The following is a 22,625-nucleotide window of genomic DNA, read 5'->3' on the forward strand; positions in this document are numbered from 1 at the left end:
AAAACATCGATTTCACAATTCGTTTTTATTAAATTAGAATCACATTGTAAGCGCTTATGAGGATGAGGGGAGTGAACCAGATTTGGATTTAAGAAATGTTCAAACGTTTGTGCTCATCGCCAGGGAGCTAAGCTTTGCCAAGGCCGCCCAAATCCTTCATTTAAGTCAGCCTTCCGTTACGGCAAGAATACAGGCGCTGGAATCGGAGCTCGGCAAATCATTGTTTATCAGACAGCATCGCGGGATCCAATTAAGCAAGGAGGGCGAAGCATTTTACTCTTTTGCCCTGCAGATGCTGGAGATCGAAAAAGCGGCGGAAGAGAAGCTGAAAAGTCTTAACAATGAATTGCAAGGAAAAATCATAATCGGCGCGACGGCAACCTGTTCGGTATACCTGCTTCCTGAAATACTGGCTAAGCTATGGCAAAAGCACCCTCAAATCGAATTTCAAGTCGTCACAGGTAACACTTCCCATATTACAGAAATGCTGATGCAAAATCAGGTTGATTTGGGCATGGTCTCATCGGATGTGAAAAAGAAACAAATTAAGCAGATCAACTTATGCCTTCACGATTTTGATTTGGTATGCGGCGCTAATCACCCCCTTGTTAAAAAGGGGAACGTATCTATTGAAGAGCTGGTTGAAATGCCGTTTGTCACCTACGAACAGAATTCAGACGTATGGAAAAAAATAAAAAAGCTCTTCGCCCAGCACGATGCTTCCCCCAATGTGGTGATGCAATTAAATCAGATTGAGGCGGCTAAAGAGATGGTTCATGCCTCCTCATGCTGCATGGGTATGTTTCCGCATCTCAGTGTGAAGCGTGAATTGTCTCTAGGGCGACTAGTGAAGCTCAAGGTCAAGGAGCTGGAAGTCATTAAACAATATTCGTCCATGATTTATATGGAAAAGAAAGAATTTTATCCTTTGATGGAGCTGATGATCAACACCTTTTTAAACCATTTCAATCCGGATTCATCTCATATAAAGACTACAGGTTAATGAATACCAAAATAAGTTGTTACGAGGAGGAGCGCATATGTTATCAAGCGAAGAGAATGAATTATTGACTAGAACCGGTCCGGGCACACCAACAGGAGAGTTATTGCGTCGTTATTGGCTACCGGCCATGATTTCCGATGAGCTTCCCCATCCGGATTGTACACCGGTTAGGGTGAAGCTGCTCGGGGAGCAGCTGCTGGCGTTCCGGGATACGAACGGGAATGTCGGTCTGATTGATGAATTTTGCCCGCACCGCAAAGTTTCTCTGTACTATGGAAGAAATGAAGAATGCGGCCTTCGCTGCGTTTATCATGGCTGGAAATTCGATACCAGCGGACAGTGTGTAGATATGCCTTCGGAGCCCCCGGAAAGCAGTTTTAAGGATAAAGTGAAAATTACATCGTACCCATGCCGGGAGCGGGGCGGTGTCGTATGGACGTATATGGGACCGCCTGAGCTTATGCCGGAACTGCCGGAATTGGAATGGGCTTTGGTTCCTGACAGCCACCGTTATACGACCAGAAGAATACAGGAGTGCAACTACTTCCAAGCGATTGAGGGGGGACTGGATTCGAGTCATATCTCTTTTCTTCATCGCAATTCAGGCGGTCAAGGGTTTATGGGTACGAAAGCATATGATAAAAGTTCGGCTCCATCCTATTTAACCCATGATACCGCCCCGAAATTTGAAATTGAAAAAGCGGATTACGGAATGATGGTTGGGGCCAAACGTAACGCAGACCCCGGACACCTGTATTGGAGAATCACCCAATTTCTGATGCCTTTTTACACGATGATCCCGCCTTTTGAGCATGCTCCTCGCGGTGCTCATGCCTGGGTTCCGATGGATGACGAACATGTCTATACCTGGAACATCAACTGGAACCCCCTTCGTGCGCTGACGGAGGAAGAACGGGATATTTTAAAGCAGGGCCGGGGCATTCATATGGAGCTTATCCCGGGTACGCTGAGACCGGTACAAAATAAGGATAACGAGTACCTGATTGATCGCGAGCAGCAAGCTTCGGGCAAATCGTTCACCGGAATCAAAGGAATCGGCGCGCAGGACAGCGCAGTACAGGAAACGCAAGGAACGATTGCCGACCGCAGCGTGGAAAGATTGGGCACAAGCGATGCAGCGATCATTGCTGCCCGAAGAATTATGCTGCAAGCGGTGAAAAATCTGCAGGAGGGAATGGAGCCGCCCGCTCTTGACCCTAAATCCCATCACGTCCGCTCCGTATCGCTTGTGCTTCCGGAGGGAGTGGCTTTCCAAATCGGCGCAAAAGAAAAACTGGTTACGCAGCCGGGCGATTACATTGATGTAGAATCTGTGCAGCAATCGGATGCTGTTTAATACAGTCTTGAAGGGAGACGATATCATTGATAACAGCGACTGCTGCCGTTCAGATCGGCGCTTTGACGACGGAAATACGGGAATTTCAACTGCCGGACATTGCGCCTGATGCGGGTCTGCTCAAAGTGGAGTTATCCGGCATATGCGGAAGCGATTGGCCGGATTATAAAAAGGATGAAGGCCCCCGGATTCTCGGGCATGAGGTCGTGGGACGAATCGTCAAGATGGGCAAAATGGCAGAAAAGCGGTGGGGTTTAAAGGAGGGTGATCGGGTAGCCCTTGAGGAATATTTACCCTGCGGTTATTGCGATCGATGCAGAACAGGGGAGTTCCGCCTATGCGATTTTACGGATAAATGGATGGGCGGAATACGGTATGGCTCGACGAATACAACCATCGAACCGTCGTTATGGGGAGGATACAGCCGATATCTTTATCTTCATCCGAATTCAGTTTTCCACAGGGTTCCTGAACAGGTTCCGGCAGAAGAGGCAGCGCTTGCTCTCCCGTTAGGAAACGGAATCGAATGGACGGTAAATGAAGGCGGCGTGGGCATAGGCAAAACGGTCTTGATTCAGGGTCCCGGACAGCAGGGCTTGGCTTGTGTCTTGGCTGCGAAGCAGGCCGGTGCGGATTTGGTTATCGTGAGCGGACTTACGGCGGATAAAGAACGGTTTGAAATTGCCAAGCGTTTCGGCGCCGATGTTACGATAGATGTCTCTGCCGAGGATGTAAAGGAACGAATCCGAGAGGTTACGGCAGGAAAAATGGTCGATGTCGTTATCGATGTGGCCTCCGGAGGTCCCTCAACGGTTACAACCGGAATAGATGTTGTGAAAAAACGGGGCACGGTGATCGTAGCCGGCAAGAAAAATACAGAGATACCTCATTTCATGAGCGATGTCCTGGTATCCAAATATGTGGCGCTCAAAGGAGTTCGGGGTCACAGCTACGGTGCGGTGGAGCAGGCTATTCAATTTATGGCCTCCGGTAAATTTCCTCTTCATGAGCTTTGCACGCATACATTCAGTTTAGATCAGGTGGACTTGGCGCTCAAAACGGTTGGGGGACAAGGAGTGCCGGGAGCGATCCATTGCTCTATCGATCCGTGGAACTAGAGGGGGCAGACTCCATTGACAGGTAAACAAGAACAAGATGTCGATCTTTCGTATTTTAAAGGGAAAACGGTAGCCATCCTTGGATATGCCGATCATGGCAAGGAGCATGCTCTTAAACTAAGAAATAACGGAATTAACGTTGTGGTGGCCTTAAGGCATGAAGTCGCCTCGACGGGTTGGGTGGAAGAGGGCTTTAGGGTCGTATCTGTATATGAAGCGGTTGACGAAGCGGATGTCATTCAGGTGTGGTAACTCACGAATCCATGGTCATAATAAATAGGTACACATGGCCAAGCTCTCCGTCATAGACTTACTGTATGTGGGATGGAAGTCCACTCTACTTACGTAAATGCGGAGGTGCAGCGGAATGAGCTATACAAAGTACGGTTTTGATCCCGCGCAGGTGGAGAGGATCAAGCTGAAGATGAAAAACCCGGAAACAAAGGAACGCGTCAAGATGATTTTGAAGGGTGTGAATAAGTACGATCTGCAGGACCGTGTAAAGGTACGCCGTTTTGTCGGGATGCTGACCAAGGCTCTCGGCGAGAAGGTGACGGAACAGCAGACGGAGCATTTGGTCAATTTCATTATTACTCAAAAAATCGATCCGAACAATACGTTCCATCTGATTAAGCTGTGGGGCATGTTCCGCTGAGCGGGACGTGTTCTTTTTTTTGCGCCGCTCGAAAGAAGGATGCATTGTCAAGCGCCGCAGCAAAAGCTATAATTTTGAATAGATTGCTAGTTTTTGTCATAGGAGGAGAAAGGATGTCACATTCGGAAAAGCCAGAGCAAGACAACAAAGGGTTAACGCGCCGTCAACTGTTAGCCACGGTCGGTTCAGCCACCGCGGGTATCATGCTGGCAGCCGGTACGGGCTGGGGCACGGCGTCGGCTGCTGCACCACTGCCGGGCGGCGTCCAGCGCGCGGAGTCGCCGGCTTGGCACAATGTGAAGGATTACGGAGCGGGCAGCGGACGATACGACCTAGACGATGCGCCTTTCATCCAAGCTGCCTTGAATGCGGCCGTGAGGAATGGGGGAACCGTTTATTTTCCTGCAGGCATCTATTATCTCAAGACGAATCTTGTGCTTTATTCCAAGGTCAAGCTGCTTGGCGATTCCGCTCAAGCTTCGGTGTTGAAGGCGGTTCAGCGTCATCTGACTCTGCTGGTTGCCAACGGGGTGGAGCACATCGAAGTGGAAGGTCTCGGGTTTGAGGGAACTGGAAATTTATATCAGGAAGTATATGCGGAACCGGAGCGGGGGATGCAGCTTAAGGATTGTAAGCATGTTCGGATTCGGGATTGCGCGTTCGTCAAAATTACCAACGGTATCCGAATGACAGATTGCCGTCATATCACGGTGAGCGGCTGTCTGTTTGCTTCTCTGCTTGCAGCTGAAAATGACAATGAAGGTTACGGCATCGTGGCCGAGTCCGGGGGAGAGCTTCGGATTACGGGAAACCGTTTTGTACAGCTGCCCAAAACCTGCATCTACTTGTCTGCGGGATGCTCCTACTCGACTGTATCCGGCAACACGGCGGAGAAGTGCAAGGACGCTTTTGTGATCGTTTCCTCGAGGCTCAAGCCCTGCTCACATAACCGGATTGAAGGAAACACGGTCTCCAGCGCCGGGCTGGTAAAGAACGAAAGCAGCTGTACCCATGGCATCTTGCTGCGGCACTACAGCACGGACAACCTGGTCCTGCACAATATCATCTCCCGGGCATCGGTTAGGGGTATTACGCTCGAAGGAGAAGGAACGACAGAGCTCGAGCGTCCGGCGGGTAACCTCATATCCGGCAATAAGCTCGACGGTGCTCCGGGAGGCATCGTGCTGTTGAACAGCGACGGAAACGCCGTAACAGGCAACGACGTCCGTCGTGTGCAAACCGGTATCCTGCTGGACACGAAGGGTGAGGGCGGCGGATCCCGGTGCCGCAGCAATCTGGTGTCGGGCAATACGCTGTTTAACTGCTCCTCGGCGGCGATCCGGCTCAGTACCGCCCGCTGCGAAAACAACACGGTGTACGGTAACGCCGGTGCAGGGAATGGAGAAGCCCTTGTGGATAAAGGGACGGACACGGGCAAAGGCGGATTCTAGCGGTATAGGCTTCAATTGATCGGAAGCTTTTCTATAAGTCGCACATGTGCATCCCCTCATTTTTGAGTACTTGGTTTATTGAAACACAAGGATCAGAAACGAGAGGATTTTTCCTGCTGCGATAACAGGCGGTCTGCCTTACAGAAGCTCGGCGCCGATCAAATCGGGAAGCCTTACCCACGTGCTGCCTTCGCTGCAGCGCACCTTCATCCGCTGCAGGTGCAGGTCTACGTGCAGGATCACGCAGTCGATCGACGTGCGTTCGCCGTTATCATACAGCGTTATTCGCAGCGCTGCGGCTTCATGGAGCGCGATGCCGAGCGTCTGCCCAAGCTCCTCAAGCCCCTGTTCGTCGAGTGTTGGCTTCTCTTGTACGCCGAGCTCGCGGCGGTGCCGGAGCAGCCGCTCCTTATGCTCGGGCAGCATCATGCGGGAGGATTCCCAGAGGATGTTTTTGCCTGGGGTCAACTTGTTATCCTTCATTTATAGTGTCCTCCGATTTTCATGGATCTCTCCGTGGCTTGGCCGGCTGCAGTTAGCGAGGAAGCCCGCACGATTGCTGCGCTGCCATATCGGTCTTTTATAAAGTCAGTCACTTTCTCCAAAGACCTGGTTTTTTCTTGATCCTCGAATAAGGTAAGCTGATAATCCTGATCGTTCGTCAGCTGGCTTAAGGTTACTCCGAGGCGCCGTACCGGTATCTGGTCCCAAAACTGATAAAAAAGCTTCTTTACTGCTTTGAATACCGTGTTCGTATGGTTCGTAGGGTCAGGCATCTTCATTTGGCGCGAGAATCCGATCGGCGCTTCGTAAGGGCTGCACATGCAGTTGACTGTAACTACAGAGCCCATATATCCTTTGCGCCGGCAGTCGCGGCAGACTTCCTCCGTGAGCTCAAGCAGTATGGTGTCTACCTCTGTTTGTTTCGTGTAGTCTTTGGGTAAAGTCATCATGTGACCAACGGATTTGGGCGGTGCATCAAAGGTTCTGGGGGTGACATGGCTCTCATCTAAGCCGTTGGCCGTTCGCCACATCACTTCGGCATGAATATCGGATTGTTTGCCAAAGTAGGCACGGAATTTATCTTTAAGGCGCGGCAGCGGCGTTCTTGCGATATCGCCGATGGTTTTCATGCCAAGTCGAGTAAAATGACCTGTCATACGGGAGCCGACTCCGAACATCTTATTTACGGGTTGCGGCCACAGCAAGGCTTCGACTTCTGAAGCCGGCAGGGTAAAGATGCCGCTCTCATTCTTTTTTGCCCAGATATCGGTTGCAATTTTGGCCAGCATTTTATTTGAGCTTATTCCGATTCTTACCCATACCCCGGTTTGACTTAGGATTTTCTGTTGAATCGATCGTGCAATCGTTACAGGGTCTCCAAAAATGGACAGACTGGAAGAAACATCCAAAAATTGCTCATCGATACTAAAGACCTCAACAAGGTCCGTATATTCTTCATATATTTTTGTGATCATGAGCGAAACATCGATATAATGCTGCATGCGGGGACGTACGACGACCAGATCCGGGCACTTGCTCAGAGCTTCGCCCAGCCGTTCGGCTGTGGTCACTCCATAGCTTTTGGCAATAGGACAAGCGGCCAGAATGATTCCAGACCTGCGTGCGGGATCTCCGGCCACAGCAACAGGTTTATTCTTGTATTCCGGGTGATCTGCCTTTTCTACGCTGGCATAAAACGATTGACAGTCCGCCAGCATGATGGTGCGCTTGCTCTTGTTTGAAGTTGAAACGGAAGTCAGCATATGATGTTCACCCTCGCTTATAGAACGCATGTTCTTATTGTACTTAGAATAGCGAACAAATATTCGTATTTCAAGAGAATTCTTCAGGTAAAATTTTCTGGAATCTGATTTTGGGGTAATAAGGTATCAGACATAAGCGATAAAATAGGTTGGGGAGCGCTCGGATTTCTATTTCTGCGGCTCTAACGAGGAGTTATAATACCGGTGGAAGAGAATGGATTAGGGGAGATAAAGCGATGCTGGATGTGCTGAAAGGGAATATCGCGTATACACACGTCAAATGGTTTACCGGAGAGGACCAAACGATGCCGCTGCCGTTGTCGGAGGTGCTGACGACGTCGTTTATGTTCTGGCTCGGGGTGACGTTGGTCGGGCTGCTGCTGTCGGCCCTGTTCAATGAACCTCTGCAGCGGGTCGGGTTCATTCGGCGAATACATGAGGTGCTGGACACATGGAAGCCATACGTCACGGTCATTTTGCGGATCGGGCTGGGCGCCGGGCTGCTTATGCAGCTCGTCACCTCGACTTACCTGGCTCCGGAGCTTGAAGCGGACGCCTTGTGGATCAAAGCCGTGGTCGCCATTGCCTTAGCAGGGCTCCTGCACCGAAGGTGGCTTATCCTTAGCGGTGCCGCTCTGGCGGTATTGTATGGATATGCACTGTTTGAGTACGGACTGTTCCACGCCCTGGATTATATGTTCTACATCGGCATTGTGTATTACCTGTTCGTAGCAGGGACGAAGTGGAGGCCGACGGCCACTCCGGTGCTGTATTTGTTTACGGGATTGTCCCTTGCTTGGGTGGGCCTGGAAAAAATGACGATGCCCGAAATGGCATATGACATAATTCATAAATTCGGTATTCCTACGTTCGGCTTCAGCATAGAGGATTTTGTGCTGATCAGCGCATTCATCGAACTGGGACTGGCCTGGACCTTCATCGTTGGCATACTGAACCGATTTATTTCGATCATCGTCACATTTGTGTTTATTACGACTACAACCGTATTCGGCTTCAAGGAAATTGTCGGGCATACCATCGTGCATACGCTGCTGCTGATGTTCTTGATTGTAGGTGAAGGCGTCTTCAGAACGCCGTTCGAATTTCACCGTTCGCCGCTTTGGCGTTGTTTGTTTGTGCTCGTGAACTTCTGCGTGCTGTTATTTGGTCTGATGATATTGTATGTATGGATGGGTTATAACCTGTGAGGAGGGTGAAACATAGATTGTGTTCGAAATCCGGTGAATGCCATTCAAAGCATGTAAACGCCGCAGGGCACTTCCTGAAGGAAGGAGCCTGCACATCAATATATGGCGGAAACACCCTTGGATCAACACATGGGACGGGCGTTGGCCCTTGATTCCTCCAGCTATATGGCATTGCCATTTTTGAAAACTTGAAGGCATTGGATCGTATTGCCGGAGAGTCTTTTTTTATCGGTTTTCAACTTAAGATTAAAGGCGGCTTCGGCTCGCCGATTCGAGCGGTCGCTTAGGTTCCGAAGAAATAAGCAGGAGGTTGCCCGTCCATCATGCTGAATATCAACAAATTACATCACGCCTCCATCATTTGTTCCGACTACGCGAAATCCAAAACTTTTTATAAGGAGGTGCTCGGTTTGCCCGTAATCCGCGAAACGTATCGGGCTGAACGAAACTCCTAGTTCAACAGCTGCAATCTCAGGGCGTTTCTGTTGAGCCGATCCGTATCGACGAAACGACGGGAAAGCGGTTCACCTTCTTTTTCGACCCGGCTGCCCTTCCGCTAGAGCTTTATGAAAAATAACGAACTGAGAAACCGAAACCAGCCGAACCGATATGTCGATCAAAGCGACATTGATCAAGAAGACGGTTCGTATCCGGGTTACGGTCAACTAGTCGAGGAATCATAAGGGCTCCTTGCGGCGGGCCCTTTCATTTATGTTGTTTTTTTAAGTGGTCCATGTTTTTGAACAGCACTTCTAATTCTTTCTGCAGCACCTCCATATCCTTGAACATTTGAGTCATGTCTTTATCTTCCGTAAGCACCTTCAGAGCATGTTCAAACATCTTGTTCATCGCGATCCGTCCTTTCGGTATTTGTAATCAGTTTACGCCGAAAGGATGAATCGGTGTCCGCGCTTGTACAAGATCCTTGAATATTACAAATCTTTATTTTTCAACCGAATCTCCTTCGAATGTGTGCTGTATATTGTCCATCGTTTTTTCAACGAAATCATTCAGCATATCGGTTGCGGCGCAATCCTGCCGATCGGGTGGTGTATTAATGCCAGCAATGGTATTGGATGTTTCATTGAGGTAATCTTTTTCCATTGGAATCGTCTTCCTTTCAGGGATGTTTATTTCTTTGTATTGTGTTCAGAGCAAATCCTTTTTATGTGGTTCTGTAGCGGCAAGTACTCCCCGAGACAAATAATAATGGTCATTGCCGGTGTGCGTTCAGTCGCAGCCTTTTTCTATGATGGAGCAGGAAAATCCAACCTGGAAGGGATAGCTGTCTGGAACCTTATATGTACCTTTGGTAAAAAAAGAACACCTCTCTATTTGAGGGCGCTCTATGTGAAGGCTCCTGCTGATTATTTTTCCTTACCATGATCCATAAAAATAGATATGACAACGAGCACAGCGCTGATTCCGTTTGCAATTTCGTTTATCGTTTCATCGGGAATATTCATTCCCATGCTATCCAAAGCGAGCTTGACTGCGCCAAGAACACCCAAAATTAATCCGGGTTGTTTCAGTTTCGTAAGCATATGCTTCATCCCCTTTCCTTAGTAGAGTTAATATATTAAATGATTCCTCCAATTGTATTGCTTGGACAAATAAAAAAAAGGACGTAAACACAAATTGTTTTTGCACAATGGCGGCAAAATAGTATAAGATAGTACCCACAACCAAAGGAGGAATATGGAGATGGCAATAGAAGTTGGGGAAGTGTTTACCCTTGTAGACGAAGAAGAAGTCGAGCAAGAGGTTGAAGTCCTAGGTGCGCTGGATATCGAGGCTCAACATTACATAGCTGTGGCTTACTTGGACGATTTGGAAGAAGAAAACAGGGAAGACGATGTCGATATCTTTTTCTTACGCGTTGACGATAACGATGAGCTTTCTGTCATTGAAAGCGATGAGGAATTCGAGAAGGTGTCCAACGCATTTGAAGCGGCTATGGAGCAATAACCATTCCAAAAAAGAAGGAGTGCCTCTCATGAAATATCGAGAGCACTCCTTCTTTTGTTATGTTAAAACAGACTCCATGAAGCTGGCGGATACCGATGGGACGTGGGGATACTTATGCAATGGATCGATCTAAGATTTATCGTAGAGTATAGCTGCTTCATCGTCCTTCCAAACGGCGGGTTTGGTTTGAGGTTTATTGTTTGATATCCAATGGAGTATTCTTTCTATCCTGGTCCTGCTTTTCTTTTCTTTTAGGATCGCTTTAAGTTCTTGCATCAGAAAGTATAAGCGGTCGTCTTCTACTTTTTGTGTTTTTCGTAATTGTTCATACATGTTGGATTTCAAACTATGACCACCTTGTTTGAATTTGTCGATAAAATAGAACTTTAGAACTAGTTATATTGTACCATTTAAACATTGAATGGACAGACATATGGGTTATTTTATTCATGAAATATTTTTATGATTTTAATAGATTTTATTTATGGTTTTGTTTTTGCATAAAAAATGAACAAAAAGCAAACCATATCTTTTGACGGTGAAAAGAGAGGTGTGGTTCCGTTGGAGCATCTAACGAGAAATACCAAGGGAAGTTGTTATTGAATCTAATTAGATAGTGAGGGGATGTGCCTTCAGCACGTTAATGTAGTATCCGTACTGCAAAAGTGTGGGATAGGTAAGAACCAAACTTTCGTGGGGTTCAAAGCAGTAGTACCATTTAATTCATCGTCAAAAGAACTCCGAAAGGGGTTCTTTTTCTATTTGGCAGGTTTTGGCTACAGTAATAATGAAGGGCCCCATCTCGCGACGAGGTCCCTTCATGGAATATAAGCATTAGTTCTATGCGACTCTATCTTCCCGTGGCCAAAGGTATATAAGTATTTAACAGGAATCTGGGCAATAAGTAGAGCTGGCCGACATGAAGCTGGCAATACAGCGACAGATTCAAGCGCTGGACATGGGTTATAAAGGAAATGATTCAGGAGGTTTGAGGTTCAGGAAGAGGACTTTAAATAATGGTTCAGTTGCCCAACACATCACGATCCAACTTTTAATAAAATATCCTTGAAGTTAACCGACTTTAAGGAGATGAATTTGTCATTGAAAAAACAAGTATCAAGAAGAAAGATAACAAGAAAGCGGCAGACGCATGTACATGAATTTGAAGGCAGTACTAAATTAGCAGAACAAGGTGCAGATAGACATAATCATCGATTTGCAGGTGTTACCGGTCAAGTGATTCCTAAAGGTAACAGTCATGTCCATGAAATAGACCTCACGAATACGGATTTTATTAACCATTTTCATAATCTCAAAAAAATAAGGACAGGACCTGCCATTCCTGTTGGTAATGGCAAGCATGTACATTTCGTAACAGGAATGACTACGTTAAATGATGGACATAGACATCAATTTAATTTTGCAACTTTAATTCAAAAACCGCTTGTATAGATGGACACGAATAAATAAGGTGGGGCATTATGCCCCACCAGTGAAGGGTGTAGAACCCATCCACCCTTCATATTTTAGTGAAAATTAATCAGTAATAGCGGTGACTTCTACTCTTCTTGTTCCTTGAGCACAGTTTGTTATTAATTCCTCTGGATTCTATCCCTTCACCGTAGTTCAGAATACCTATAAATGGAATCGAAATGGACATGAAAATCCTAAATAAGTTAACGTACAACATATATGAATTGTTGTAACGTTCAAATTTCGCTCCGGTGAATAATGTAAGAGGTAATTATACACTTGAAAAAGAGAACTAATGTTCTTATATTGAAATGAGTAAGATTGGAGGGGTTAATCTTGCTTGAAGATATAGAGCGAAAAGTTTTGCGAATCCTTGGTAACTATTCTAGTGTCCGCCGGAGAATGCCAACCCTTAAAGAACTTCGAATTAAGACTGGCCGAAGTCAACGCGGGGTATTATTAGTTCTGTCTACCTTAGAAAAGGAAGGCTATATATTGTGGAAGGAAGATGATCCTGAGAACATCGTTATCATAGAAGCTTGGGAAAGAAGATCCAGTTTGCCCCCCACAAGATTTAATCCTGATCGATTTATGGATTAATAAGAGCTAAATTAAGGAGTTTTGGCAATTGAATCGTTTGAGTTTTTGCGGTCAAGCTAGAGAGATAATGTTTCCTATACATAGAATTCGGTCCCCATTTCGTCCCCAACACTATTTTTTAAATGTGTTACTATAGAGAATAAAAAACTTTTTTGTACAGAAAAACCCTTTAAAATAAAGGGTTTAGAGAAGTCGTTACAATAATTCAGGGCCCCGTCTCGCGACGAGGCCCTTTCATGGGAGAGGAGAAACCGGACGAAGAGCTTATGGGGAACGTAAGTCTTCTCCGCGGTTGTCTACGACATTTTCGGATGTCGATGATATAAGGATGACCTTTTACGAACAAAGATATACATGAGAGGAAAAAAATTTTGGATTTTTTGTGCAAAAGATTTCGTTTATGGTACGATAGCATTACTACACAGGTAAAGGAAGGCTGTAAGAATGAGAGTCATATCGGGCAGTGCCAAAGGCCGGCCGCTCAAAGCGGTGCCGGGTACGGGGACAAGGCCCACAACGGATAAGGTGAAGGAAGCAGTATTCAGCATGATCGGGCCTTATTTTGACGGTGGACAGGTGCTGGATTTATTCGCTGGTACGGGCGGTCTTAGTATTGAAGCGCTTAGCCGGGGGATGGATCAGGCCGTACTCACGGATATGGACAAGAAAGCGATTGACACGATACGTCACAATCTGCAGGCTACCGGCTTGTCAGATCGGGCTGAGGTGTACCGCAATGACGCCCTACGCGCCATCAAAGCGCTTTCCAAGCGGGAAGCGCAGTTTGATTTGGTTTTTATGGATCCGCCATACAAGCTTAAGATCATAGGGGAGCTGTTGGAGCAGCTGCAGCAGGACGGTTTGCTTGCAGAGGGGGCGCGTGTCGTCGTCGAGCATGACGCAGAAGACCGGCATGAAGAAAGCTACGGGTCTTTGGAGCAGGTGCGCCGGGCGGAATACGGCGATACGGCAATAACGATTTACCAAAGCCGTGCAGGGGTATAGAAACATATAGGCAACGTTAGAGGGGGCTGGCTGTACGAATGGACGCAAAAGAGCTGATAATCGATCAAGGACTACGGGTAGCAGTATATCCAGGAAGCTTTGATCCCGTAACGAACGGACATCTGGATATAATTCACCGGGCCGCCAAGGTGTTTGACAAGCTGATCGTAGCGGTGCTGAACAATACGAGCAAAAACCCGCTGTTTACGCTGGAGGAACGTATGGAGCTTCTTCGTAAGGTAACTGCAGACCTGCCGAATGTAGAAATCGACGGCTTTCGTGATTTGCTCATTAATTATATGAAGAAAAAAAACGCGAATCTCATCGTCAGAGGACTGCGCGCGGTTTCGGATTTCGAATATGAGATGCAGCTCGCTTCCACTAACCGGAAGCTGCAAAACGATATGGAGACGTTCTTTATGACGTCTACGCCCAAATACTCGTACTTGAGCTCCAGCATTGTCAAAGAGGTCGCCCGGTTCCACGGGCCGGTAGTCGATCTGGTGCCTGCCGAGGTGCAAAAGGCGCTGCACGGCAAATATGGAACCGGTGATGGCGGCTTCAGGGTGAATGAGTAAAACGTTCCCGTGACTTCTGCCGAACATCATCTATAGAGGACCATGCCTTTGGCGTCCACGGTAAAACAGAAAGGCCGAAAACACCGAAAGCACCAGAAGGATTAGGATGATGGTTCCGAACTGGAGCATCATCGGACTGATGAACGGCCAGAGGCTGCTGTTTCCGTCACTCCAACTAGAGCTGGCGGCACGGTAGTTGGCGAGTACGGGCTGTTCCTGACTCGTCCAACCGATCAGCGGCTTCCACGAGAGCAGCGTCAGCACGAAGGCAATACCTCCATGGTGGATACGCGACAGTACAAAACGCGAGTACCGAAGGTCCGTTGAGGCGGTCAAGCTTTTGACTTGTGCGTGGGTGGATAAACCGCCCCAAGCCAGCATCAAGCTGAGAAGCGCATAGAAGAAGGAGCTGTGCGATGCGCTGGCAGCCTGTGCCATCGCGTAAGCGCCTAAATGCGGTTCGAAGAAACCGGTGATTAGCGCGGAGACTAATGATAAAGCGTCGTTAGAACGGGTTCCGAGCAAGGAAACGGCGGAAGCAAGCGCCTCCTGCAGGCCGGAAAGGGATAGGGCATGGATCATCACGGAGAACATCATCATGCACCCGCCTATGATGAAAAGCTGCTGCACGCCGAAAAAGACGGCATCACCCAGAAGCTTACCGAAAGTCCGTCCGTCGCGAGCCTTCGCTTCATAAAACGCTTGAAAGCTGTGTGAGAGCCAGCCTTTCCTAGCGTATTTTTTTACGGAAGCGTGCCTTCCGGCATCGAAACGGTGAAGGACAGCCATCAGTAAAGCCGCGGTATAATGGATTATGGCGAGCGAAAGTCCAGCCGCAGGACTGCCAAGGAAACCTACGCCGACAACGCTGACCATAAATACCGGGCTAGATATATGGGAGACGGCCAGCAGCCGTTCGCCTTCTTCCCGTGTCAGAAGCCCGTCCGTGCGAAGTGTACCTACTGCTGCGGCTCCGGCAGGCATACCCGCTGTGAAGCCAAGGGAGAGCACCCAGCCTCCGATGCCGGGGAGCCGAAGAAGGATGCGCAGCAATGGTTCCATCAGTGCGCCGAGGCCGTGCAGGACTCCCATGCCGCGCAGGAGCTCTGTGACGATCAGGAACGGCAGCAGCGCCGGAAAGACAAGCTTCCACCAGAGGTTCAAGCCTTGAAGGGAGGCTTGAAACGCTTGTGCGGGAAACAAAATAATGCTGATCACTAAAGCAAGCGCCGCAGCGCCTAAGAATAACGTAGTCAAGCGTGGGGAGAGAAGGGCCTGCAATGCTTTCGCTTTCATCCGAATCACTCCAGCTTCAATCAGATTGGTACATGTTTACGCTTTGTCCGCATGGATTAGACCAGGCCGGCGTACCATACAGAGATATACATATTATACGAACGGGTGGGGGAACGCTCTATGGGAGATGCTCGGCATATGAAACGGGCGTCACGCATCGTTTTTTCGGTTTTCACTGCCATAGCTTTGTTGTATCTGATTTACTTCATGCCACTGCCATTATATATTTTCAAACCGGGTACGGCGGATGTTATTGAGCCTATGGTTCAAGTGGAGCAGTCCGCAGCTGAAGATAAAGGGCAGTTTATGCTGACGACAGTTGCGGTAAGCGATGCAACGGTATACGGGTACCTGATGTCGTTCATACGCCCTTATCAGGAGCTGCGTTTGAAGGAGGACCTGCTGCGCAGGGGAGAGACAGAAACGGAGTACACCCAGCGGCAAGCGGTCGTCATGATGACATCGCAGGCGGATGCGATTCAGGCTGTCTATAACAAGCTGAACATTCCATACCGAATCAACCATGACGGAGTCGTCATTGAACATATCTATCCTGATTTTCCGGCTCAAGAGGTACTGCGGGCCGGGGATAATATCGTCAAAATTGATGATAAGCCGATTGCAACAGCGGATGAGCTGCGGTCGTCGTTAGCGAATAAAAAAGTAGGGGATACGGTTGCCATAAGCTATAAGCGGGGGAATGTGACCCGGACGGACAACGTCGCTTTGGCTGTTTTGCCGAGCGAGGAGACTTCTGCTCCGGCACCAGCTGCCGAGCCGCAAAGAGCCGGGCTTGGTATCGTTCCTGTAGAAGTACACAGCATTCAGGCGGAATCCGAAGACAAACAAGTGGCGATTAAGGCGGGGAACATCGGGGGGCCCTCCGCTGGACTGATGTTTTCACTGGAGATTTTCAACCGTTTCGTACCTGAGGATATATCGAAAGGATATAAAATTGCAGGTACAGGAGAGATTGACCGGGATGGGAATGTTAGAGTCATCGGGGGGATCAAGCACAAGATCGTGGCGGCCGACCGGGTGGGAGCCGATATTTTCTTCAGCCCCAAAGATTACCGCACTCCGGACGGACGAACGATCCCGAACTATTCGGATGCGAAGCAGCGCGCCGAAGAAATCGGGACGGATATGACCATCGTCCCGGTAGGGACGTTGGATGAGGCTTTGCAATACTTGGCCGGGCTGCCGGTCAAGCCGAGCAGTTAGGTTATGTACGAATGGGCGCTTCGTAATAATCGCGGAACCAATCGTCGGGCGTCGGCAGCGCGTATCCCAAGGAGTATACGGATGTCGCGCGGAGGTCCAGCTCCAGGAGCGGGGAGGTTACTGTCGTCACTTTGGTGACGATGGGGACCTTCGCCGTTTTTTTCATCCGCTTGAGCAGCTCCTGCCCTCTTGGACTGAAGCCGAGCACGCGTAAATACGGCACGCCCTGTCGAAGAGTATCGGAGGACAAGTCCTGTTTCGTATGATTCAGCAGGATACGCAGCAGGGTCCGCTGCAGCTTGGTGCGCGTGTAACGTTTCGTTTTGAGCCTGCCGATCAGTGCTTCCACCAGAGCTCCTTGAGAATCTTCTGGACGAATATCAGCCAGCGCTTTCCGGATACGGTGCTCGAGCCCTTCGTTCACCTCGTGAAAGGATGTGAGCTGCTGCGGACTGTGATGCATCAGTTGCAGCAGCAGCGGCCTGGCTAAGCGCTCCCAATCGATCGGACCGCGACCGGCTTTCCATTCGCGGGTCATAATGTCCAGCGTCGCGGCGGGTACGAAGGGACGGATGCCCTCCAGAGAACGGTCCGTCATCAGGATTCGGCGGATAGCTGTAGCGCTTGCAATCTGTTTATCCGTGATATCGGGTTGGTGGTAGTCTGCTTTCGTTCTCGTGATGGTCAGAGGTTCGATGCTGCTTTGCAGACGACGTAATGCGATCAGGTAGTGGAGACCGAGCGTATTGTTCGGCTTCGCCAGTTCTTCCTCATTGGCCTCGGGCAAGAGATGAGCTACCGCTCTGCTGTAAGCCGCCGGATACGGGATGCCTGTTTTCAGCTCGAGCTGCAGCAGCCGGGTAAGCTCTTCAGGCTCCTCGTGCAGCTTGTCAGCAGCTGCTTTAAGCCAATCGATCCTGCCACTCTCGCAGCCAAAGCACAGGCTGTCCACGACGCCCGTAGCGTCTAAGGCGGATACCGCACCGTAAGCGAACCATTCGGCGGGCTGAGCGGAGAAAGCGACTGGCAGTTCCAGCACGAGATCCGCGCCCATTCGCAGCGCCATTTCAGCGCGAGCCCATTTATCAACGATGGCGGGCTCGCCCCGCTGAAGAAAATGACCGCTCATGACACAAATTGCACTGTCCGCTCCCGATACCTTTTTGGATTGTTGGTAATGATAGTAATGACCGTTATGCAGCGGGTTATATTCGACAATCAAACCGACCGTTCGCATAGGCATAGTCCTCCGTTCTTGCCGTACAGTGCATTTTCACAACATAGACACATGATTATTCACTATAGCACGAACTGAAAATGTTGACAAAATGTAACGGTTGTCGATATAATAATCTTTGTTTGTTTGGGGTGATACTCATGTTCATACATTTAAAGGACTTGGCTGCAAAAGGCACGATGCGGCTGGAAGGCACTGAGGATTTGACCGAGGTTCTTCCGAAGTCAGGAAGCTTACTGGGCTGCGGCCCCCTGCACGTTCGACTGGATGCGCAGAATAAAGCCGGCGGTGCAGAAGTCTCGGGAGAGCTGGAAATCGATGTGGAACAAGCTTGTTCCCGATGTCTTGCTCCAGTGGCTGAGCATTTGACAATTCCGTTTCACGAAACGTTTGTCAAAGGCGAAGAGAAGGCGCTGGAAGCATCCGATGACGAAGAAGAGAACGTGGAAGACGTGCTTTATGTCTCAGAGGATCGAATAGAGCTCGAGCCTTATCTGGTCGAGAGCGTGATGCTCGCCATGCCGTTCATTCCGCTGTGCAGTGAAGATTGTCAAGGTCTGTGTCCCGTTTGCGGAACCAACAAGAACGAGCAGGCTTGCGGCTGCAAGCAGGACAAGGTGGACCCGCGTCTGGCCGGACTGGCGGATTTCTTTAAAGATCAATCGTAGGCAAGCAGCATTGAATTCGTTGAAGGAGGTGGGAATATGGCAGTACCTCAAAGGAGAACATCCAAAACGCGCCGTGACAAGCGTCGTACTCACTTTAAATTAGAAGTTCCAGGCATGATTAAATGCGATAATTGCGGAGAGTTGAAAATGGCTCACCGTGTATGCAAAGTTTGCGGTCATTACAAGAAAAGAGAGATCGTAAACCAGTAATCGCATACGGGTTTAAAAGATAGTGCTTCCCTTTTGGGTGAGGCGCTATTTTTTTATTCGGCTAACTTCCATTTTGTGCGGGAATCCTTTATACTTTTCTTTATGACTAGGTCATAAGATGAAGTGGTCAGATGGTTGGCAGCATAAGCCAATGCTTTTGGCAAATGCACTGCTATAAAAGGACTAAAGAATATGAAGCTATTCGTACATATGTTAAAAAGGTGGTGCTCGTCATCGAACGCATTCCGAAACGACAGCGCCAGCAGCAGTTGGCCAAAGCGATTGAAGAGAACCCTTTTATTACGGATGAAGAATTGACGAGATTGTTCCAAGTCAGTATCCAAACGATCCGGCTGGATCGGCTCGAGCTCGGCATTCCCGAGCTGCGCGAGCGAATGAAGCTGATGGCGGAGCAGTCGTACGATCAGGTGCGTTCTCTTCCCCTGCATGAAGTCATTGGGGATGTGATCGATCTGCAGCTTGACAAGAGCGGGATTTCGATGTTTGAAATCAAAGAGGAGCATGTGTTTTCCCGAACGAAAATCGCGCGGGGGCATCATATTTTCTCACAAGCGAATTCTCTAGCCGTAGCACTAATTAACGATCAGGTGGCACTCACAGCGGCGGCGGATATCCGTTTCGTACGACAGGTCCGATTAGCGGAGAAATGCATCGCGAAAGCGTATGTCCGCTCCATTTCCAAAGGGAAAGCGAAAGTAGAAGTATTCACCTACGTCGGAGACGAAATGGTTTTCCAAGGGAATTTCATTATTTATCATTCGAATAAAGACCGCTCTGAAGGAGGAGAAGTTCATGCGGATCGCGATTGATGCGATGGGCGGAGACCATGCGCCGCAAGCGGCGATGGAGGGAGCCGCTGCCGCAGCTAAGGAATGGTCGGATATCACCGTCATTGTGGTAGGGGATACCGCCCGGCTGGAGCCTCTGCTTCAAGGAAACAAGCCGGCCAATCTGGAACTTCGGCATGCCTCCGAAACGATCGAAGCCGATGACGAGCCTGTCAAGGCCGTTCGGCGCAAAAAAGACGCCTCCATGGTCGTTGCCGGCCGCATGGTGAAGGAGCAGGAAGCCGATGCGATGATCTCGGCGGGCAATACAGGTGCGCTCATGACGACGGGGCTGCTCGTGGTCGGCCGGATTGAAGGCATTGAGCGCCCGGCGCTGGCCCCGATGCTGCCGACTACGGATGGAGAAGGCATACTGGCCCTTGATCTTGGAGCCAACATGGATGCGACTGCAGAACAATTGGTGCAGTACGCCATCATGGGCAGCTTGTACCGGAGTAAAGTGCATGGGCTTAGCGAGCCGCGCGTTGGCCTGCTGAACGTCGGGACTGAGGCGATGAAGGGCAATGAAGTAGCCAAAGCGGCTTATCCGCTGCTTGAACAGGCGCCGATCCGGTTTGTGGGCAACGTGGAATCCAGGGATATACTGCGGAAGCCTTGCGACGTCGTCGTCTGTGACGGCTTTGCGGGGAACATCATGCTGAAGTCGATGGAAGGCACGGCATCGGTTATTTTCTCAGCGCTGAAGGAAGAGTTCACCCGCACTTGGTATACTAAGATTGCCGCCGCGATTGTGAAGAAAGGGTTGGGCCAATTCCGCAAAAAGCTGGATTACACGGAACACGGGGCAGCCCCGCTGCTTGGCATTAACGGCCTGGTGCTGAAAAGTCACGGTTCCTCCAATGCGGTGGCTTTCAAAAATGCAGTTCGGCAGGCACGGATCGCCTTAAAGAACGATTTGGTCCGAAGCATATCTGCGGAAATCAGTAATGGAAGCGAGTTGTAAACAAATGAGCTTATTGCCTGTAGGCATTATTGGAACAGGAAAGTATGTGCCCGAACGGGTACTGACCAATCAAGAGCTGGAACAAATGGTAGATACGAACGACGAGTGGATCGTTACCCGCACAGGGATACGTGAACGTCGGGTGGCTGCTCCTGAGCAAGCATCGTCCGATTTGGCTTATGAGGCTTCTCTGCAAGCGCTAAAGAGTGCAGGGATTACGGCGGAACAGATCGATCTGATCGTTGTGGCGACGGTCACGCCGGATATGGCCTTCCCATCGACGGCCTGCATCCTGCAGGAAAAGCTGGGTGCGAAGAAGGCTGCCGCATTCGACTTGTCTGCTGCGTGCACAGGATTTATTTATGGTCTGGCCAATGCGGCGAATTTCATAGCGACCGGGACATATAAATATGCGCTTGTGGTCGGCGCGGAATGCCTGTCGAGAATCACCGATTATACCGACCGAAATACATGCATTTTGTTCGGTGACGGAGCGGGGGCCGTTGTCCTTGGAGTCGTACCGGAAGGCCGCGGTTTTAAATCGTTCGAGCTTGGTGCCGATGGCACAGGGGGGCAGCTCCTTAAAGTGCCTGGCGGCGGATCCCGTTATCCCGCAACTCCTCAAAGCCTGGAAGGCAAGCAGCACTTTATTTTTATGGCCGGGGCGGAAGTATTTAAATTTGCCGTGCGGGTCATGGGCAGTGCGGCGGAGGAAGCGCTCCGCAAAGCGGGAATGGATAAGTCCGAGGTGGATCTGCTTGTACCGCATCAAGCGAATATCCGTATTATTCAATCAGCGCTGAACCGGCTGAACCTCAGTGAAGACAAATGCATGATCAACCTGGACAAATACGGGAACGTTTCTGCGGCTTCGATCCCGATCGCCCTCGCGGAAGCGGTGGAATCGGGCAGGGTCAAGGAAGGCAACAAGTTGGTGCTGGTCGGCTTCGGCGGCGGGCTGACTTGGGGAGCTTCCGCATTGGTGTGGTGATGAACTGCCCGCGGACGGAGCGGGAATGAAAGGAGTTGTTCTGACATGGGGAAAATTGCATTCGTGTTCCCAGGTCAAGGTGCCCAGGCCGTAGGCATGGGCAAGGATATCTATGAAGCCGAAGCGGCGTCGCGATCGATCTTTGAAGCGGCCGACAAGGCATTGGGCCTCCGTTTGACGAACATCATTTTCGAAGGACCCGAGAACGAACTGAAATTGACGTATAATACGCAGCCTGCGCTGCTGGCGACAAGCATTGCTTACCTGGAGCTGTTCCGTTCCCGTCACGGCCTGCAGCCGGACTATGCAGCGGGGCACAGCTTGGGAGAGTACAGCGCGCTTGTAGCGGCCGGTGTGCTCCATTTCGAGGACGCGGTTCGCACCGTGCGGTCGCGCGGCGAGTTTATGGACGCTGCCGTGCCTGCCGGGCAAGGAGCCATGGCTGCGGTGCTCGGAGCGGAGCGCGAGGCTTTGCAAGCGCTGTGCGCCGAGGTAAGCCGCGGGGGTGCGGTGGCAGAGCTGGCAAATCTGAACTGCCCTGGACAGATCGTCGTCTCCGGCAGTAAAGAAGGCGTGCAGGCCATTGTTGAACGCGGTAAGGAAGCTGGAGCGAAGCGCGTCATTCCGCTTGAAGTGAGCGGGCCGTTCCACTCCTCTTTGATGAAGCCTGCTTCCGAGCGCCTGTCCAGCGTTCTCACCGGTGTGGAGATGAATCGGGCGAGCATTCCTGTCGTAGCAAACGTGACGGCAAAGCCTGTGCAGGAACCGGGTGAGATCCGGCAGCTTCTGGTCGATCAGGTTCATTCGTCAGTGCTTTGGGAAGATAGTGTGACTTGGCTGATCGAGCAGGGTGTGGATACGTTCGTGGAAATCGGAAGCGGCACGGTGTTGGCCGGGCTGATCAAGAAAATCGACCGCAACGTAAAAGTGTATTCGGTGAACAGCCTGGAATCGATTGAAAAGTTTCAACTGGAAACAAACGTATAACCTGTATGGGAGGGGTTG

At 49.9% G+C, this 22,625-nt stretch carries 27 protein-coding genes and 1 pseudogene; 20 read left to right on the top strand and 8 right to left on the bottom strand.

Going from position 1 to position 22,625, the window contains the following annotated elements; all coding sequences use genetic code 11:
• The first annotated feature begins 82 nt into the window (after positions 1–82).
• The 6 genes from JOE45_RS02175 to JOE45_RS02200 all read left to right on the top strand — a co-directional run bounded on the left by JOE45_RS02175 (position 83) and on the right by JOE45_RS02200 (position 5,584).
• A complete protein-coding gene (locus JOE45_RS02175; RefSeq protein WP_210021745.1) occupies positions 83–1,003 on the top strand; it encodes a LysR family transcriptional regulator in 921 nt (306 codons plus the stop codon).
• A gap of 37 nt (positions 1,004–1,040) precedes the next feature.
• A complete protein-coding gene (locus JOE45_RS02180; protein ID WP_210021744.1) occupies positions 1,041–2,360 on the top strand; it encodes a Rieske 2Fe-2S domain-containing protein in 1,320 nt (439 codons plus the stop codon).
• 26 nt (positions 2,361–2,386) lie between these two features.
• Complete coding sequence (locus JOE45_RS02185; protein WP_210021743.1) at positions 2,387–3,478, top strand: zinc-dependent alcohol dehydrogenase; 1,092 nt, start codon at positions 2,387–2,389, stop codon at positions 3,476–3,478.
• 15 nt (positions 3,479–3,493) lie between these two features.
• Entirely contained in the window at positions 3,494–3,730 is a 237-nt protein-coding gene (locus JOE45_RS02190; RefSeq protein ID WP_210021742.1) for an NAD(P)-dependent oxidoreductase, read from the top strand.
• A gap of 115 nt (positions 3,731–3,845) precedes the next feature.
• Entirely contained in the window at positions 3,846–4,133 is a 288-nt protein-coding gene (locus JOE45_RS02195; protein ID WP_210021741.1) for a stage VI sporulation protein F, read from the top strand.
• Positions 4,134–4,246: 113 nt separating this feature from the next.
• Entirely contained in the window at positions 4,247–5,584 is a 1,338-nt protein-coding gene (locus JOE45_RS02200; RefSeq protein WP_210021740.1) for a right-handed parallel beta-helix repeat-containing protein, read from the top strand.
• A gap of 138 nt (positions 5,585–5,722) precedes the next feature.
• On the opposite strand, the gene JOE45_RS02205 is transcribed toward JOE45_RS02200, so the two are convergent.
• Both JOE45_RS02205 and JOE45_RS02210 read right to left on the bottom strand, forming a co-directional pair.
• Positions 5,723–6,067 (bottom strand): YolD-like family protein, encoded by a 345-nt coding sequence (locus JOE45_RS02205; protein ID WP_210021739.1) that lies wholly within the window; start codon positions 6,065–6,067, stop codon positions 5,723–5,725.
• A complete protein-coding gene (locus JOE45_RS02210) occupies positions 6,064–7,350 on the bottom strand; it encodes a DNA polymerase IV (RefSeq protein WP_210021738.1) in 1,287 nt (428 codons plus the stop codon). Before JOE45_RS02210 ends, JOE45_RS02205 begins: the two co-directional genes overlap by 4 nt.
• A 317-nt stretch (positions 7,351–7,667) precedes the next feature.
• Here JOE45_RS02210 and JOE45_RS02215 point away from each other — a divergent pair, with 317 nt between their 5' ends.
• Together JOE45_RS02215 and JOE45_RS02220 are read left to right on the top strand one after the other, a co-directional pair.
• Positions 7,668–8,558, top strand: coding sequence for a hypothetical protein (locus tag JOE45_RS02215; RefSeq protein ID WP_210023460.1), 891 nt, complete (start codon positions 7,668–7,670; stop codon positions 8,556–8,558).
• 326 nt (positions 8,559–8,884) lie between these two features.
• Positions 8,885–9,135 (top strand): annotated as a pseudogene (locus JOE45_RS02220) (VOC family protein).
• 128 nt (positions 9,136–9,263) lie between these two features.
• On the opposite strand, the gene JOE45_RS02225 reads toward JOE45_RS02220, so the two are convergent.
• The 3 genes from JOE45_RS02225 to JOE45_RS02235 all read right to left on the bottom strand — a co-directional run bounded on the left by JOE45_RS02225 (position 9,264) and on the right by JOE45_RS02235 (position 10,102).
• Positions 9,264–9,407, bottom strand: coding sequence for a hypothetical protein (locus tag JOE45_RS02225; protein ID WP_210021737.1), 144 nt, complete (start codon positions 9,405–9,407; stop codon positions 9,264–9,266).
• Positions 9,408–9,500: 93 nt separating this feature from the next.
• The gene (locus tag JOE45_RS02230) at positions 9,501–9,662 is read right to left on the bottom strand and encodes a hypothetical protein (protein ID WP_210021736.1); all 162 of its coding nucleotides are present in this window, start codon (positions 9,660–9,662) and stop codon (positions 9,501–9,503) included.
• Between the two features lie 263 nt (positions 9,663–9,925).
• Complete coding sequence (locus JOE45_RS02235) at positions 9,926–10,102, bottom strand: hypothetical protein (protein ID WP_210021735.1); 177 nt, start codon at positions 10,100–10,102, stop codon at positions 9,926–9,928.
• A gap of 154 nt (positions 10,103–10,256) precedes the next feature.
• On the opposite strand from JOE45_RS02235, the gene JOE45_RS02240 reads away from it, so the two are divergent.
• Positions 10,257–10,526, top strand: coding sequence for a DUF1292 domain-containing protein (locus JOE45_RS02240; protein WP_210021734.1), 270 nt, complete (start codon positions 10,257–10,259; stop codon positions 10,524–10,526).
• A gap of 129 nt (positions 10,527–10,655) precedes the next feature.
• On the opposite strand, the gene JOE45_RS02245 is transcribed toward JOE45_RS02240, so the two are convergent.
• Entirely contained in the window at positions 10,656–10,871 is a 216-nt protein-coding gene (locus tag JOE45_RS02245; RefSeq protein ID WP_210021733.1) for a hypothetical protein, read from the bottom strand.
• A 744-nt stretch (positions 10,872–11,615) separates the two neighbouring features.
• Here JOE45_RS02245 and JOE45_RS02250 point away from each other — a divergent pair.
• The 4 genes from JOE45_RS02250 to coaD all read left to right on the top strand — a co-directional run bounded on the left by JOE45_RS02250 (position 11,616) and on the right by coaD (position 14,182).
• Positions 11,616–11,978 carry a YmaF family protein gene (locus JOE45_RS02250; RefSeq protein WP_210021732.1) on the top strand — a complete coding sequence of 121 codons (363 nt, stop codon included), beginning with the start codon at positions 11,616–11,618 and terminating at the stop codon, positions 11,976–11,978.
• A gap of 357 nt (positions 11,979–12,335) precedes the next feature.
• Positions 12,336–12,599, top strand: a complete 264-nt coding sequence (locus JOE45_RS02255; RefSeq protein ID WP_210021731.1) for a LexA family transcriptional regulator — start codon at positions 12,336–12,338, stop codon at positions 12,597–12,599.
• A 444-nt stretch (positions 12,600–13,043) separates the two neighbouring features.
• On the top strand, positions 13,044–13,604 hold the full coding sequence (gene rsmD / locus JOE45_RS02260; RefSeq protein ID WP_210021730.1) for a 16S rRNA (guanine(966)-N(2))-methyltransferase RsmD: 561 nt from the start codon (positions 13,044–13,046) through the stop codon (positions 13,602–13,604).
• Positions 13,605–13,642: 38 nt separating this feature from the next.
• A complete protein-coding gene (coaD, locus tag JOE45_RS02265) occupies positions 13,643–14,182 on the top strand; it encodes a pantetheine-phosphate adenylyltransferase (RefSeq protein WP_210021729.1) in 540 nt (179 codons plus the stop codon).
• 30 nt (positions 14,183–14,212) lie between these two features.
• Here coaD and JOE45_RS02270 read toward each other — a convergent pair whose 3' ends face one another.
• Positions 14,213–15,478 (bottom strand): nucleoside recognition domain-containing protein, encoded by a 1,266-nt coding sequence (locus JOE45_RS02270; RefSeq protein ID WP_210021728.1) that lies wholly within the window; start codon positions 15,476–15,478, stop codon positions 14,213–14,215.
• Between the two features lie 120 nt (positions 15,479–15,598).
• Here JOE45_RS02270 and JOE45_RS02275 point away from each other — a divergent pair, with 120 nt between their 5' ends.
• The gene (locus tag JOE45_RS02275) at positions 15,599–16,702 is read left to right on the top strand and encodes a SepM family pheromone-processing serine protease (protein WP_210021727.1); all 1,104 of its coding nucleotides are present in this window, start codon (positions 15,599–15,601) and stop codon (positions 16,700–16,702) included.
• A gap of 1 nt (position 16,703) precedes the next feature.
• On the opposite strand, the gene JOE45_RS02280 is transcribed toward JOE45_RS02275, so the two are convergent.
• The gene (locus JOE45_RS02280) at positions 16,704–17,939 is read right to left on the bottom strand and encodes a nucleotidyltransferase (RefSeq protein ID WP_210021726.1); all 1,236 of its coding nucleotides are present in this window, start codon (positions 17,937–17,939) and stop codon (positions 16,704–16,706) included.
• A gap of 140 nt (positions 17,940–18,079) precedes the next feature.
• On the opposite strand from JOE45_RS02280, the gene JOE45_RS02285 reads away from it, so the two are divergent.
• From JOE45_RS02285 to fabD, 6 genes are all read left to right on the top strand, one after another.
• Positions 18,080–18,607: a YceD family protein gene (locus tag JOE45_RS02285; RefSeq protein ID WP_210021725.1), complete on the top strand. Its 528-nt coding sequence runs from the start codon at positions 18,080–18,082 to the stop codon at positions 18,605–18,607.
• A 36-nt stretch (positions 18,608–18,643) separates the two neighbouring features.
• The gene (gene rpmF, locus JOE45_RS02290) at positions 18,644–18,817 is read left to right on the top strand and encodes a 50S ribosomal protein L32 (RefSeq protein ID WP_062407904.1); all 174 of its coding nucleotides are present in this window, start codon (positions 18,644–18,646) and stop codon (positions 18,815–18,817) included.
• 242 nt (positions 18,818–19,059) lie between these two features.
• A complete protein-coding gene (gene fapR, locus JOE45_RS02295; RefSeq protein ID WP_348632579.1) occupies positions 19,060–19,647 on the top strand; it encodes a transcription factor FapR in 588 nt (195 codons plus the stop codon).
• Positions 19,631–20,629 carry a phosphate acyltransferase PlsX gene (plsX, locus tag JOE45_RS02300; protein ID WP_210021724.1) on the top strand — a complete coding sequence of 333 codons (999 nt, stop codon included), beginning with the start codon at positions 19,631–19,633 and terminating at the stop codon, positions 20,627–20,629. The genes fapR and plsX overlap by 17 nt, the downstream gene beginning before the upstream one ends.
• A 4-nt stretch (positions 20,630–20,633) precedes the next feature.
• Entirely contained in the window at positions 20,634–21,620 is a 987-nt protein-coding gene (locus JOE45_RS02305) for a beta-ketoacyl-ACP synthase III (RefSeq protein ID WP_280874320.1), read from the top strand.
• Positions 21,621–21,665: 45 nt separating this feature from the next.
• A complete protein-coding gene (gene fabD, locus JOE45_RS02310; protein ID WP_210021723.1) occupies positions 21,666–22,607 on the top strand; it encodes an ACP S-malonyltransferase in 942 nt (313 codons plus the stop codon).
• The last annotated feature ends 18 nt before the right edge of the window (positions 22,608–22,625 follow it).

The sequence above is a fragment of the Paenibacillus sp. PvR098 genome, from assembly GCF_017833255.1.
Taxonomy (GTDB): Bacteria; Bacillota; Bacilli; order Paenibacillales; family NBRC-103111; genus Paenibacillus_G.

Bases quoted from the DNA above. Each gene is read 5' to 3' on its own strand.
- JOE45_RS02180 (WP_210021744.1), top strand. From the start codon at position 1,041: ATGTTATCAAGCGAAGAGAATGAATTATTGACTAGAACCGGTCCGGGC.
- JOE45_RS02195 (WP_210021741.1), top strand. From the start codon at position 3,846: ATGAGCTATACAAAGTACGGTTTTGATCCCGCGCAGGTGGAGAGGATC.
- JOE45_RS02200 (WP_210021740.1), top strand. From the start codon at position 4,247: ATGTCACATTCGGAAAAGCCAGAGCAAGACAACAAAGGGTTAACGCGC.
- JOE45_RS02205 (WP_210021739.1), bottom strand. From the start codon at position 6,067: ATGAAGGATAACAAGTTGACCCCAGGCAAAAACATCCTCTGGGAATCC.
- JOE45_RS02210 (WP_210021738.1), bottom strand. From the start codon at position 7,350: ATGCTGACTTCCGTTTCAACTTCAAACAAGAGCAAGCGCACCATCATG.
- JOE45_RS02225 (WP_210021737.1), bottom strand. From the start codon at position 9,407: ATGAACAAGATGTTTGAACATGCTCTGAAGGTGCTTACGGAAGATAAA.
- JOE45_RS02230 (WP_210021736.1), bottom strand. From the start codon at position 9,662: ATGGAAAAAGATTACCTCAATGAAACATCCAATACCATTGCTGGCATT.
- JOE45_RS02235 (WP_210021735.1), bottom strand. From the start codon at position 10,102: ATGCTTACGAAACTGAAACAACCCGGATTAATTTTGGGTGTTCTTGGC.
- JOE45_RS02240 (WP_210021734.1), top strand. From the start codon at position 10,257: ATGGAGATGGCAATAGAAGTTGGGGAAGTGTTTACCCTTGTAGACGAA.
- JOE45_RS02250 (WP_210021732.1), top strand. From the start codon at position 11,616: ATGAATTTGTCATTGAAAAAACAAGTATCAAGAAGAAAGATAACAAGA.
- rsmD (WP_210021730.1), top strand. From the start codon at position 13,044: ATGAGAGTCATATCGGGCAGTGCCAAAGGCCGGCCGCTCAAAGCGGTG.
- coaD (WP_210021729.1), top strand. From the start codon at position 13,643: ATGGACGCAAAAGAGCTGATAATCGATCAAGGACTACGGGTAGCAGTA.
- JOE45_RS02270 (WP_210021728.1), bottom strand. From the start codon at position 15,478: ATGAAAGCGAAAGCATTGCAGGCCCTTCTCTCCCCACGCTTGACTACG.
- JOE45_RS02275 (WP_210021727.1), top strand. From the start codon at position 15,599: ATGGGAGATGCTCGGCATATGAAACGGGCGTCACGCATCGTTTTTTCG.
- JOE45_RS02280 (WP_210021726.1), bottom strand. From the start codon at position 17,939: ATGCGAACGGTCGGTTTGATTGTCGAATATAACCCGCTGCATAACGGT.
- JOE45_RS02285 (WP_210021725.1), top strand. From the start codon at position 18,080: ATGTTCATACATTTAAAGGACTTGGCTGCAAAAGGCACGATGCGGCTG.
- rpmF (WP_062407904.1), top strand. From the start codon at position 18,644: ATGGCAGTACCTCAAAGGAGAACATCCAAAACGCGCCGTGACAAGCGT.
- plsX (WP_210021724.1), top strand. From the start codon at position 19,631: ATGCGGATCGCGATTGATGCGATGGGCGGAGACCATGCGCCGCAAGCG.
- JOE45_RS02305 (WP_280874320.1), top strand. From the start codon at position 20,634: ATGAGCTTATTGCCTGTAGGCATTATTGGAACAGGAAAGTATGTGCCC.
- fabD (WP_210021723.1), top strand. From the start codon at position 21,666: ATGGGGAAAATTGCATTCGTGTTCCCAGGTCAAGGTGCCCAGGCCGTA.